Annotated in this window: 1 protein-coding gene (running past one end of the window); it reads left to right on the top strand. The window is 70.4% G+C overall.

Features of this window, described 5'->3' with window-relative positions; translation table 11 throughout:
- Positions 1-14,774 carry the final stretch of a non-ribosomal peptide synthase/polyketide synthase gene (locus ABZ420_RS15070; RefSeq protein WP_357122222.1) on the top strand. The gene continues 28,990 nt to the left of window position 1, outside the view, so the window shows 14,774 of its 43,764 coding nt (coding positions 28,991-43,764); its start codon lies off the left edge, out of view; the stop codon is at positions 14,772-14,774.

The raw sequence follows: 14,774 nt of genomic DNA, 5'->3' as shown, positions 1-14,774 counted from the left end.
GCACGACCCCGGCTGTCGAGATCGATGTCGTCTCGCTGGCCGGCTACTCCGACGAGCCGCTGACCGACGCCGATCGCCGCGCGCCGTTGCGTCCGTCGAACACCGCCTACGTGATCTTCACCTCCGGTTCGACCGGCCGCCCGAAGGGTGTGGCGGTCTCGCACGCCGCGATCGTCAACCGCCTGGTGTGGATGCAGGACGAGTACGGCCTGGACGACACCGACGTGGTGTTGCAGAAGACCCCGGCCACCTTCGACGTGTCGGTGTGGGAGTTCTTCTGGCCCTTGCAGGTCGGCGCCCGCCTCGTGGTGGCCAAGCCCGACGGTCATCGCGACCCGGCCTACCTCGTGCAGGTCATCACCGGCGAGCAGGTCACCACGGCGCACTTCGTGCCGTCCATGCTGTCGGTGTTCGTGGCAGAGGAACGCGCCGACGAATGCACCAGCCTGCGCAATGTCTTCGCCTCCGGTGAGGCGCTGCCCGCCGCCACCGCGCAGCGGATGCAGGAACTCACCGGCGCCCGGCTGCACAACCTGTACGGCCCGACCGAGGCCGCGGTCGATGTCACCTTCCACGAGGTGACCGAGGACGACACGGTGTCGGTGCCGATCGGCGCCCCGGTGTTCAACACCCAGGTGTACGTGCTGGATTCGCGGCTGCACCCGGTGCCGGTGGGCGTCGCGGGTGAGCTGTACCTCGCGGGCGTGCAACTGGCCCGCGGCTATGTCGCGCGTCCGGATCTGACCTCCGACCGGTTCGTGGCCGACCCGTTCGGCGACGGCGAGCGGATGTACCGCACCGGCGACCTGGTGACCTGGACGGACAAGGGCGAGCTGGAGTATCTGGGCCGCACCGACTTCCAGGTGAAGCTGCGCGGTCTGCGCATCGAACTCGGCGAGATCGAGTCGGCGCTCACGGCCTTGGAATCGATCGCCCAGGCCGTGGTCGTGGTGCGCTCGGACGATCGGCTCGGCGACCAGCTGGTCGCCTACGTCATCGCGACCGCCGGTCGTTCGGTGGACATCGAGGGCGTGCGCGCGGAACTCGGCGGCGAGCTGCCCGCCTACATGGTGCCCTCGGCGTTCGTCGTGCTGGATGAGTTCCCGCTGAACGCCTCCGGCAAGCTGGACCGCAAGGCGCTGCCCGCGCCGGTGTTCGAGGCCAAGGTGTTCCGGGCCCCGTCCACCCCGATCGAGGAGATCGTGGCGGGCACCTTCGGCGACGTGCTCGGCGTCGCGCGGGTCGGCCTGGACGACGACTTCTTCGAACTCGGCGGCAACTCGCTGCTGGCCACCCAGGTGACCGCGCGGCTGGGCGCCGCGCTGGACACCAAGCTCGCGGTACGCGACCTGTTCGAGGCGTCCACCGTGCAGGCGCTGGCCACCCGGGTGGAGCACAACGCCGGGTCCGGCCGGGACCGGCCGCGCCTGGAGGCGGGGGAGCGCCCGGCGCGCATCCCGCTGTCGCCCGCTCAGCAGCGGTACTGGTTCCTCAACCAGTTCGACACGGCCACCTCGGCGGTGGACAACATCCCGCTGGCCGTCCGGCTGTCCGGCACGCTCGACGTGGCCGCGCTCGAGCAGGCCATCGGCGACGTGTTCGCCCGCCACGAGGTGCTGCGCACCACCTACCCGCGCTCGGCGGACGGTCCGCACCAGGTGATCCGTCCGGCGGACCGGTCGGCGGCGGCGCTCACCCCGATCGACGTGGCCGAGGAGGATCTGCTCGGCGCGGTCATCGGCTTCGCGCTGACCACCTTCGACGTCACCGTCGAGGTGCCGTTGGCGGTGGCGCTGTTCCGGATCAGCGCGGGTGGGAGTAGGGCGGGATCGGACGCGGGCGGGAGCAGGGCGGGATCGGACACAGCCGAGCACGTGCTCGCGTTCACCGTGCACCACGTCGCGGCCGACGGTTCGTCGATGGGCCCGCTGGCCCGTGACGTGATGGCCGCCTACGTGGCCCGCGTGCAGGGCGAGGCGCCGCAGTGGCAGCCGCTTCCGGTGCAGTACGCCGACTACGCGCTGTGGCAGCGCGCGGTGCTCGGATCCGAGGACGATCCGGAATCGCTGGCCGCCCGTCAGGTGGCGTACTGGACCACGGCATTGGCCGACCTGCCCGATCAGCTGGAGCTGCCCGCCGACCGGCCGCGCCCGCCCGCGCAGTCGTTCCAGGGCAAGGCGATCCGCTTCGAGATCGACCCGCAGCGGCACGCCCGCCTGCACGAGTTGGCGCGCGCGCACAACGCGTCGCTGTTCATGGTGGTGCACGCGGCGCTGGCGGTGCTGCTGTCGCGGCTGTCGGGCACCGACGACATCGCCGTGGGCACCCCGATCGCCGGTCGTGGCGAACGCGAACTCGACGACCTGATCGGCATGTTCGTCAACACCCTGGTGTTCCGCACCAGGGTGCGGCCCGCCGAGCGTTTCGCCGATCTGCTCGGCGACGTGAAGGAACGCGACCTGGAGGCGTTCGCCAACGCCGACGTGCCGTTCGAGCGTCTCGTCGAGGTGCTCAACCCGGTGCGCTCCACCGCGCGCAACCCGCTGTTCCAGGTGGGCCTGTCGTTCCAGAACCTGGCCGAGACCACCTTCGAGCTGCCCGGGCTCACCGTGAGCGCGGTCAACTTCGACTCGCAGCTGGCCAAGACCGACCTGCACGTCACGCTCTACGACCGGTACGCCGACGACGGCACGCCCGCCGAGATCATCACCGAATTCGGTTACGCCACCGACCTGTTCGACGAGAACACGGTGCAGGGCTTCGCCGACCGGTTCCTGCGGGTGCTCGACGCCGTGCTGACCGACGCCACCGTGCGGGTTGGCGAGATCGATCTGCTCGCGTCCGAGGAGAGCGAACGCATCCTCACGGCCTGGAACGCCACCGAATACGATCTCGACGCTCTGCTCGCCGCGCGTTCCGCGGGCTCCACGCGCACCGCGACGCTGGTCTCGCTGCTGGACGCCACGGTGGCGGCGACGCCCGCGGCCGTGGCGCTGGTCGCAGACGAGCCGACCGGCCGCAGGGAGCTGACCTACGCCGGGCTGGACGCGCGGGTCAACCGCCTGGCCCGGTACCTGATCGGCCGCGGCGTCGGCCCGGAGGACCGCGTCGCGCTGGCGATCCGCCGCTCCACCGATCTCGTGGTCGCGATGTACGCGGTCGCGAAGGCCGGTGCCGCGTACGTGCCGATCGATCCGGACCAGCCTGCGGAGCGGACCGATTACATCCTCGGCACCGCCGCGCCGGTGTGCGTGCTGACCACCGGCCGGGACGGCTTCCACACCGCCGCGGCCGACGTCGTGCCGATCGACGCGCTCGACCTCACCGAGTACACGGCCGCTCCGGTGACCGCCGACGAGCGCACCGGTGCGCTGACCCCGGCGAACACCGCGTACGTGATCTTCACCTCGGGTTCGACCGGCCAGCCGAAGGGCGTCGCGGTCCCGCACGCCGCGATCGTCAACCAGTTGCAGTGGGAGACCTCCGTCTTCGAGCTGGGCGCCGAGGACGCGGTGCTGCTGAAGACGGCGGCGACCTTCGACCTCTCGGTCTGGGAGTTCTGGTCGGCCGCGGTTTCCGGTGGCCGCCTGGTGATCTCGGCCGCCGACGGGCACCGCGATCCGGCCTATCTGAACGAACTGATGCGCGCCACCGGCGTCACCACCCTGCATGTGGTGCCGTCCATGCTGGACGCGTTGCTCACCGAATCCGGTGGCCGCCTGTCGGACTCGCTGCGCCGGGTGCTGGCCATCGGTGAGGCGCTGCCCGCCGCCACCGCCCAGCGGTTGCGCAGGCACAACGCCGCCGAACTGCACAACCTCTACGGCCCGACCGAGGCGGCGGTGTCGATCACCAGCCACCTGGTCACCGATGCCGACGAGGCGTCGGTGTCGATCGGCGCGCCGGAGTGGAACAGCCGGGTCTACGTGCTCGACTCCCGCCTGCGGCCGGTGCCGGTGGGCGTCTCGGGTGAGCTGTATCTGGCCGGTGCGCAGCTGGCGCGCGGCTACTTCGGCCGTCCCGATCTGACCGCCGACCGGTTCGTCGCCGACCCGTTCGGGGCGTCGGGCGACCGGATGTATCGCACCGGCGACCTGGTGGCCTGGAACGCCACCGGCGAGCTGGACTACCGGGGCCGCACCGACTTCCAGGTGAAGATCCGCGGTTTCCGCATCGAACTCGGCGAAATCGAGGCCGCGCTGCTGCGGCAGGACGCGGTGAGCGCGGCGGCCGTCGTCGCGCACAACGATCCGAGCATCGGCGACCGGCTGGTCGCCTATGTGGTGCCCCGGACGGGCGCGCTCGACAAGCGCGCGCTGCAATCCGCGCTGTCGGCCGAGCTGCCGTCGTACATGGTGCCGTCGATGCTGATCGAGCTGGACGCGTTGCCGCTCAACGCCAACGGCAAACTGGACCGCAAGGCGCTGCCGCGGCCCACCTTCGAGAAGGCGGTGTTCCGCGCTCCGGTCACGCCGATCGAGCAGATCGTGGCGAACACCTTCGCCGAAGTGCTGCGGATCTCCGATCGCGACGGTGATTCCAAGCGGCTCGGCCTGGACGACGACTTCTTCGCCTGGGGCGGCAACTCGCTGCTGGCCACGCAGGTCGCCGCCCGGCTGGGCGAGGCGCTCAACACCCGGGTGCCGGTGCGCCTGCTGTTCGAGGCGTCCACCGTGGCCGCGCTGGCGGTGCGGGTGGAGCAGCACGCCGATATGGGCGGTCGCCGCGCGCTGACGGCGGGCCCGCGGCCGGAGCACATTCCGCTGTCGCTGGCGCAGCAGCGCATGTGGTTCCTCAACCGGTTCGACACCGCCTCGGCGGCCTACAACGTGCCGATCGCGGTGCGGCTGTCGGGCGCGCTGGACGTGGCCGCGCTGCGTGCCGCCATTGCGGACCTGGTGAGCCGCCACGAGATCCTGCGGACGGTCTACCCGCAGACCGAGGCGGGCCCGGTGCAGGTCATCCTGCCGCCCGCCCAGGCCGTGCCGCGCCTCGAGGTGCGGGTGGTCGCGCCGTCGCAGATCGAGTCCGCCGTGGTGGCGCTGACCTCGACGATCTTCGACGTCACCACCGAGGTGCCGATGAAGGTCGCGCTGTTCCAGATCGCCGGAGAGGGCACGCAGGCCGGGCCGGACGGGTCGGTGGACTACGTGCTGGCCATGGTGGTGCACCACATCTCCGGTGACGGCTCCTCGGTCGGCCCGCTGACCAGGGACCTGATGATCGCCTACGCCGCGCGCGCGGCGGGCGAGGCGCCGAACTGGGCGCCGCTGCAGGTCCAGTACGCGGACTACAGCATCTGGCAGCGTGAACTGCTCGGTGACGAGGACGATCCGGAATCGCTGGCCGCCAAGCAGGTCGCCTACTGGCGCCAGGCGCTGGCCGAGCTGCCCGATCAGCTGGACCTGCCCTCGGACCGGCCGCGTCCGGCGGTGCAGTCCTTCGCAGGCGGCAAGGTCGAGCTGCGGGTGGACGCGCAGACCCACCAGGCGCTCATCGAGCTGGCCCGTACGGAGGGCGCGACGCTGTTCATGGTCGTGCACACCGCGCTGGCCGTGCTGCTGGCCCGACTGTCGGGCACCGACGACATCGCGATCGGCACGCCGATGGCGGGCCGTGGCGAAGCCGCGCTCGACGACCTGATCGGCATGTTCGTCAACACCCTGGTGTTCCGCACCCGGGTCGAGGCGGGCGAGGCGTTCACCGACCTGCTGGCCCGTCAGCGCGAGACCGACATCCAGGCGTTCGCCAACGCCGACGTGCCGTTCGAGCGCCTGGTCGAGGTGCTCAACCCGGTGCGTTCGACCGCCCGGCACCCGCTGTTCCAGGTGGGTCTGTCGTTCCAGAACCTGGCGCAGTCCGCGCTGGAACTGCCCGGCCTGAGCGTGTCCGGTCTGGACATCGACACCGAGCTGTCCCAGTTCGACCTGCACCTCATCGCGACCGACCGCTACGACGACGCGGGTGCTCCCGAGGGCATCACCGGGTTCTTCACCTACGCGACCGACATGTTCGATCGCGCGACGGTGCAGGGCTTCGTGGACCGGTTCGCGCGCCTGCTCGGCGAGATCGTCGCCGCCCCGCGCACTCCGGTCGGCGACCTCGAACTGCTCGACATCACCGAGCGGACCCAGCTGCTCACCGCGCGCAACGCGACCGAGCAGACGGTGGACAACTCGGCCACGCTGGTGTCCCTGCTGGACGCCACGGTGGCGGCCGGCCCGAAGGAAGTCGCGCTCGTCACCGAGGACGGCGAGTCGATCACCTACGGCGCGCTCGACGCCAGGGTGAACCGCGTTGCGCGGCATCTGATCTCGTTGGGTGTGGGTCCGGAGTCGCGGGTTGCCCTGGCGTTGCGTCGGTCGGTGGATCTGATCGTGGCGATGTACGCGGTGGCGAAGGCCGGTGGTGCGTATGTGCCGGTGGATCCGGACCAGGCCGCGGAGCGCACCAGCTACATCCTCGAGACGGCGGCACCGGTGTGCGTGTTGTCGAACGCGGAGGCGGAGTTCGAGACCGATGTCGCGCCGGTGGTGCGGATCGACGAATTGGACCTGTCCGGTGTCGACGCCACCACGGTGACCGATGCCGATCGCGTACAGCCGTTGCGTCCGGAGAACACCGCGTACGTCATCTTCACCTCCGGGTCGACGGGCCGTCCGAAGGGTGTCGCCGTTCCGCACGGTGCGATCGCCAACCAATTGCAGTGGAAGAGTGTCGAGTTCGGTCTCGATGCGGCTGATGCGATTTTGTTGAAGACGGCGGCGACGTTCGACTTGTCGGTGTGGGAGTTCTGGTCGGCGGCGGTGTGTGGTGGCCGTCTGGTCATCGCCTCCCCGGATGGTCATCGTGATCCGGCGTATCTGAACGAGTTGATGGCGCGCGAGTGGGTCACCACGTTGCATGTGGTGCCGTCGATGCTGGACGCGCTGCTGACGGCCGGTATGCCGAACTCGCTGTGGCGGGTGCTGGCGATCGGTGAGGCTCTGCCGGGTTCGGTGGCGCAGCGGTTCCTGCGGGAGAACCCGCGCACGGAACTGTTCAACCTCTACGGTCCGACCGAGGCGGCGGTGTCCATCACCAGCCACCGCGTCACCCTCGCCGACGAGACCTCCGTGTCGATCGGTGCGCCCGAATGGAACAGCCGGGTCTACGTCCTCGACGGCCGCTTGCGGCCCGTGCCGGACGGCGTCTCCGGTGAGTTGTACCTCGCTGGCGCGCAGTTGGCGCGTGGTTATTTCGGTCGTGCGGATTTGACGGCGGATCGGTTCGTGGCGAATCCGTTCGAGTCGGGTGCTCGGATGTATCGCACGGGTGACCTGGTCGCCTGGAACGGTCGCGGTGAGCTCGAGTACCGGGGTCGTACGGACTTCCAGGTGAAGATCCGTGGTTTCCGTATCGAGTTGGGTGAGATCGAGGCCGCGCTGCTCGCCCTGCCGGAGGTCGCCCAGACGGCGGTGATCGCGAAGTCCGATCCGAAGACCGGTGACCGTTTGGTGGCCTACCTCGTGGGCGGCGATGCCGAAGCCGGTATTGATGTGGCGCGGGTGAAGTCCGAGCTCACCGCCGGGTTGCCGTCGTACATGGTGCCATCGGCGTTCGTGGTCATGGACGCTTTGCCGTTGAACGTCAACGGCAAGTTGGATCGTAAGGCGTTGCCGGAGCCGGAGTTCGAGGTTCAGGCCTTCCGTGCGCCGTCGACTCCGATCGAGGAGATCGTGGCGTCGGTGTATGCCGAGGTGCTCGGTGTCGAGCGTGTCGGTGCGGATGACGATTTCTTCGCACTGGGCGGTAACTCTTTGCTGGCGACGCAGGTCGCGGCGCGTATCGGCGCGGCGTTGGACGCCCGCGTCCCGGTGCGTGTGCTGTTCGAGGCCTCCACCGTGGCCGGACTCGCCGCCAAGGCCGAGCAGCACGCGGGCGCCGGTGGCCGTCGCGAGCTGGTGGCCGGGCCGCGTCCGGAGCGGATTCCGCTGTCGCTGGCACAGCAGCGCATGTGGTTCCTCAACCAGTTCGACACCGCCTCGGCGGTGAACAACATCCCGGTGGCCGTGCGGCTCACCGGCGAACTGGACGTCGAAGCGCTGCAACTGGCGGTCGGGGATGTGGTGAGCAGGCACGAGACGCTGCGCACCGTCTACCCCGAACAGGACGGCACCGCGCATCAGGTGATCGTGCCCGCCGAACGGGCCGTGCCGAACCTGACGCCGGAAGCGGTCTCGCCCGGGGACATCCGGCACCGGATCATCGAGGTGATCTCCGCCGGATTCGACGTGACCACCGAGGTTCCGTTGCGGGCCAAGCTGTTCCGCGTGACGGACGCGGAATCCGAGACGTCGTACGTGCTCGTGTTCGTCGCGCACCACATCAGCGCGGACGGCTGGTCGATGGGCCCGCTGACCCGCGACGTGATGCTGGCCTACGCGGCCCGCTCGGCCGGGGTGGAACCGGGCTGGGCGCCGCTGCCGGTGCAGTACGCCGACTTCAGCCTGTGGCAGCGCGACGTGCTCGGCTCCGAGACCGACCCCGAGAGCCTGATCTCGCAGCAGGCCGAATACTGGCGCACCGCGCTGGCCGGGCTGCCCGACGAGCTCAACCTGCCCGCCGACCGGCCGCGTCCGACGACGCAGTCGTTCGCCGGTGGACGCGTGGTGTTCCCGATCTCCGGCGAGCTGCACCGCATGCTCACCGAGATCGCCAGACAGCAGAACGCGACGCTGTTCATGGTCGTGCACGCCGCGCTCGCGCTGTTCCTCGCGCGGATGTCCGGAACCGACGACATCGCCGTCGGCACGCCCATCGCGGGCCGTGGCGAAGCCGAGCTCGACGACGTGATCGGCATGTTCGTCAACACCCTGGTGCTGCGCTCGCACGTGGACGGCGATCTCACCTTCGACCAGTTCCTGACCCGCACCAAGGACGCCGATCTCCAGGCGTTCGCGCACGCGGACCTGCCCTTCGAGCGGCTGGTGGAACTGCTCAACCCCGAGCGCTCCACCGCCCGGCACCCGCTGTTCCAGGTGGCGCTGTCGTTCGAGAACCTGCCCGAGAGCAGCTTCGAGCTGCCCGGACTGCACGTGGGCGCGGTCGATTTCGACGTCGACACCGCCAAGTTCGACCTGTCGCTGACCATCCGCGAGGCAGGGGAGAACCCCGACGACGCGGGCATGTACGCGGAGTTCTCCTTCGCGCGCGACCTGTTCGACGACGAGACGGTGCGGGTGTTCGCCGAGCGCTTCACCAGGCTGCTCACCGCGATCACCACCGATCGCGAGACCCCGATCGGTGATCTGCCGCTGCTGGACACGGCCGAGTTCCACCTGCTCACGCACGTGCACGGCGAGGACGTCATGGCCACCGGCCTGCTGCCGGACCTGCTGCAGTACGGCGCGCGGCTGGACCCGGAGCAGATCGCGGTGCGCTACCAGGGCCGCTCGATCACCTACCGCGAACTGGACGAGTACTCCTCGCGCCTGGCGCGGGTGCTCATCTCGCGCGGTGTGGGACCGGAGCGCATCGTGGCGCTGTCGTTCCCGCGCTCCTACGAGATGGTCGCCGCGTTCTGGGCGGTGGCGAAGGCCGGCGGCGCGCACGTGCCGGTGGACCCGACCTACCCCGAAGACCGCATGCGGCACATGGTCAACGACTCCGGCGCCGTCATCGGCATCACCGCGAGCGAGTACGTCGACCGGCTGCCGCGCGACGTGGAGTGGCTGCGGATCGACGACCCGGCTCTCGGTGAGCTGATCGAGAACCAGTCCGCCGAGCAGGTCACCGACGCAGACCGGATCTCCTCGCTGGCCATGCGCCACCCGGCGTACGTCATCTACACCTCCGGTTCGACCGGTATGCCCAAGGGCGTCACCGTGACCCACGCGGGCATGGGCGGACTGGTCGGCGTCGCGGCGGATCTGTACCAGCTGGAATCGCACCACCGGTTCCTGCACATCTGCTCGCCGAGCTTCGACCCGTCGGTGCTCGAATGGCTGTGCGCCGCCTACACCGGCGCGACGCTGGTGGTCGTGCCCTCGACCGTCATCGGCGGCCCCGATCTGGCGGAGCTGCTGCGCACCGAGCGGGTGAGCCACACGATCATCACCCCGGCGGTGCTCGGCACGGTCGATCCGGAAGGCATGGAGGCGCTCGAGGTGGCCTCCGTCGGCGGTGACGTCACCACGCCGGAACTGCTGGCCAAGTGGTGGCCGGGCCGCAAGTACTTCAACGCCTACGGCCCGACCGAGACGACGATCATCTCGTCCTACGCCCAGCTCACCCCGGGCAGGCACATCACCATCGGCCGTCCGGTGCGCGGTATGTCCGCACTGGTGCTGGACAACCGGCTCAACCCGGTGCCCCCAGGCGTCGCGGGCGAGCTGTACCTGGCCGGTGGCGCGCTGGCGCGCGGCTACCACAACCGCCCCGACCTCACCGCGGAACGGTTCGTCGCCAACCCGTGGAGCGACGAGGGCGCGCGGATGTACCGCACCGGTGACGTGGTGCGCTGGTTCGCCGAACCCGGTGAGCGGGCGGGCAACGCCGCGCTGCCGTCGGTGCGCTGGGAGCTGGACTACGTGGGCCGCTCGGACTTCCAGGTGAAGATCCGCGGCTTCCGCATCGAGCTCGGCGAGATCGACACCGTGCTGGCGAGCAACGAGGACGTCGAGTACGCGATCACGATCGGCCGCAAGACCGAGGCGGGCGCGACGATTCTGGTGTCCTACGTGCTGGCCGCGCCCGGTCGCGAGATCGATACGGCCCGGTTGAGCGAGTACGCCTCGCGCATCCTGCCGCCGCACATGGTGCCGACGGCGATCGTGGTGATCGACGAGATCCCGCTGACCCCGGTCGGCAAGCTGGACCGCAAGGCGCTGCCCGAGCCGGAGCTGGCCCCGCGCGAATTCCGGGCGCCCGCCAGCGAGGTCGAGGCCGTCATCGCCGAGGTGTTCGCCGAGGTGCTCGGCGTCGAGCAGATCGGCTTGGACGACTCGTTCTTCGCTCTGGGCGGCGACAGCATCCTGTCCATCCAGCTGGTCTCCCGGGCCAAGGCGCGCGGTGTGCAGTTCACCCCGCGTGACGTGTTCGAGCGGCGCAGCGTGGCCTCGCTGGCCGAGATCGCCGCGCTCGGCGCGGGCGCCGAGCAGGTGAAGCTGGAGGAGCTGCCCGGCGGTGGTGTCGGCGAGATCCCGCTGACCCCGATCATGCGGCAGATCCTCGCGAGCGGCTCGTCGTACCAGCGGTTCTCGCAGACCATGGCGCTGCGGCTGCCCGACGGCATCGACCGGGAGACCCTGGTCGCCACCATCGCGGCGGTGTTCGACCACCACGACGTGCTCCGGTCTCGGCTGCGCCGGACCGGCACGGACTGGACGTTCGAGGCGCTGCCGCACGGCGCGGTGGACGTCGACGCCCTGGTGCGCCGCGTGGACCTGGCGGCCGACACCGACGAGGCCGAGCTGGCCCGGGTCGCCACCGAGGCGCTCGACGGGGCGATGGGCGGGCTCGATCCGGCGAATGCCGCGATGGCGCAGTTCGTCTGGTTCGCCTTCGAAGGGGAGCGGCGCGATGTGCTGCTCATCGTCGCGCACCACTTCGTGGTCGACGGCGTGTCCTGGCGCATCCTCATCCCGGATCTGGCGGTCGCCTGGTCGCAGCTGGTCGCCGGTCAGCCGGTGACGCTGCCCGCCAACGGCACCTCGATGCGGCGCTGGGCGCACAGCCTGGTGCAGGCAGCGAGCTCGCCGGAGCGGGTCGCGGAGCTGCCGTTCTGGCAGCAGGTCTCGGCCACCCCGGACCCGCTGCTGGGCGAGCGTCCGTTCGACCCGGCGGTGGACACGTTCGCCACCGTCGAGCGGGTCGAGGTCACCGTGCCCGCCGAGGTCACCGACGCGGTGCTCACCGCGATCCCGGGCCTGTACCGGGGCGGTGTGAACGACGGGCTGCTCTCGGCGCTCGCCATGGCCGTCGCCCGCTGGCGCAGCGACGGTTCGGACGCGGCGCTGATCAAGCTCGAAGGCCACGGTCGTGAAGAGGACGTCGTGCCGGGCGCGGACCTGTCGCGCACCGTCGGCTGGTTCACCTCGGCCTACCCGGTCCGGCTCGATCTGGCCGGCGCCGACCTCACCGACGCGTTCGCCGGTGGCGCCGCGCTCGGCGAGATCGTGAAGTCGATCAAGGAGCAGTTGCTCGCGGTGCCCGACAAGGGCCTCGGCTACGGCCTGCTGCGGCAGCTGAATCCGGAGACCGCGGCGGGTCTGGGATCGTCCGGGCAGATCAGCTTCAACTACCTGGGCCGGATGTCGGCCGGGGAGATCCCCGAGCAGCTCGCCGAGATCGGCTGGGTGCCGGTGGCCGACCTGGGTCAGCTGGATGTCGACATGGACCTCGACATGCCGGCCAACGCGACGATCGATATCAACGCGATCGTCACCGACTCCGACGAGGGGCCCAGCCTGGGCGCGTCGTTCGCCTTCCCGACCGGCCTGCTGCCCCGGGAACGGGTGCAGGAGTTCGCGCAGTTGTGGGTCGAGGCGCTCACCGCGCTGGCCACGCACGCGCGCCGGCCGGACGCGGGTGGCTACACGCCGTCGGACATGCCGCTGGTGCGGGTGGGTCAGCAGGACATCGAGCAGTGGGAACGGACCTACCCGGCGCTGACCGAGGTGTGGCCGCTCTCGCCGCTGCAGTCGGGTCTGCTGTTCCACGCGATGATGACCCAGTCCACCGTGGACGTGTACACCATGCAGGCCGTGGTGGACCTGGGCGGCGCGCTGGACGTGGCACGGCTGCGGGCGGCGGCTCAGGGCATCGTCGACCGGTACCCGAACCTGCGCACCGCGTTCGTCACCGACAACGACGGACAGGCCGTGCAGGTGGTGCTGGACCGGGTCGAGGCGCCGTGGCGCGAAGTGGATCTCACCGATCTGCCCGCCGACGAGCGGACCGCGGAGCTGCGCAGGCAGGTCGCGGCCGAGCAGGCGACGCACTTCGACATGGCCGTCCCGCCGCTGATCCGGTTCACGCTGCTGCGCAGCGACTCCGCGCAATGGCACCTGGCCATCACCACCCACCACATCCTGCTGGACGGCTGGTCGATGCCGCTGCTGATGCGGGACCTGCTGGTGCTGTACGCGGTGCGCGGCGACCAGACCGCGTTGCCGCGGGTGGCCTCCTACCGCAACTTCCTCGGCTGGCTGGCCGGGCGTGACCGGGACGCCTCGCTGCGCGCCTGGTCGGCGGCGCTGGAGGGCGTCAACGAACCCACCCAGCTCGCTCCGCAGCCGCGTGCGGCGGAGAACTACGAGATCGGCAAGGTGGTCACCGAACTCGACGCCGACCGCACCCGCCGAATCACCAAGCACGCCGCCGAACTCGGCGTCACGGTGAACACGCTGGTGCAGGCCGCCTGGGGCATTCTGCTCGGACGTCTCACCGGACGCGGCGACGTGGTGTTCGGCGCGACGGTGTCCGGCCGCCCTGCCGATCTGCCCGGTGTCGAGTCGATGGTGGGTCTGTTCATCAACACGCTGCCGGTGCGGCTGCGCATCGACGACCGCCAGAGCATCGGCGAACTGCTGGCCCGGCTACAGGGGGACCAGGCCGGTCTGCTCGAGCACCACTACGTGGGCCTCACCGACATCCAGCGGGTGGCGGGCACCGGGTCGCTGTTCGACACACTGCTGGTGTTCGAGTCGTATCCGATGGACAAGGAGGCGATCTCGGCCGCCAGCTCGATCGACGGCATGTCGGTGACCGGTGTCGGCGTCAACGACGCCACGCACTACCCGATGACGCTGCTGGTGATCGCGGAGTCCACCATCGAGCTGACGCTGAAGTACCTGGGCAGCCGGTTCACCGCCGAAGAGGTCGAGACCCTCGCCGAGCGGCTGGTGCGGGTGCTGGAGGCGCTGCTCGGCGATCCGGACGCGCTGGTCGGCGACATCGACATCCTCGACGAAGGCGAACGGGCGCGGCTGCTGGCCGAATCCGGCATCACCGCGACGGCGTCCACGCCGGAGCCGGTCGGCCGGGTCGGGGCGCGCACGGTGGCCAAGGTGCTCGCCGAGGTCGTGGAAGAGGACCCCGAAGCGCCCGCGCTGCTGGCCGGTGACGACGAGGTCGCCTACCACGTGCTGGATCGGCGCTCCTCCCAGTTGGCCCGGGTGCTCATCGATCGCGGTGCGGGACCGGGCGACGTCGTCGCGGTGACGCTGCCGCGTTCGGTGGACGCGGTGGTCGCCGCCTGGGCGGTCCAGAAGGCCGGTGCGGCATGCCTGTTCGCGGGCGATCTCACCGCCGAGCAGCTCACCGCGGCGGGCGCCGGATTCGGACTCACCGCGGAACCGATGGCCGACAGCGACATCCGCTGGGTAGCGCTCGCCGACGCCCAGGTGCGCCAGGACATCGCCGAGGCGGCCGCGCATCCGGTCTCCTACGCCGACCGGGTCCGCCCGCTCGGCGAGGAACACCCGGCCTTCGTCGTCGCCACGGCGGACGGGGCGGTCTCGATCACCCAGTCCGACGCGCTCGACGAAGCCGAACGGTTGCGCGAGGAACACGAGATCGACTTCGAGTCGACCACGTACACCACCGCCGCCTCCGGCCGCCCCGCTGTCCTGGAGTTCCTGACCTCCGCCACCGCGGGCGCCCTGTCCGTCGTCCCGACCGGCGACCTCGAAACCGACCTCACCGACGGCGAGGTCACCCACTGGTTCGCGGGCCCGGACGAATCGACCGACGCGGCCGGTGACGAGATCACCGTCGTGATCGCGGAGTAG

Source organism: Nocardia sp. NPDC005745, from assembly GCF_040630775.1.
Lineage (GTDB): Bacteria > Actinomycetota > Actinomycetes > Mycobacteriales > Mycobacteriaceae > Nocardia.
Note: the sequence above shows the minus strand (reverse complement) of the source record. Positions and strands in the feature narration are given on the sequence as shown.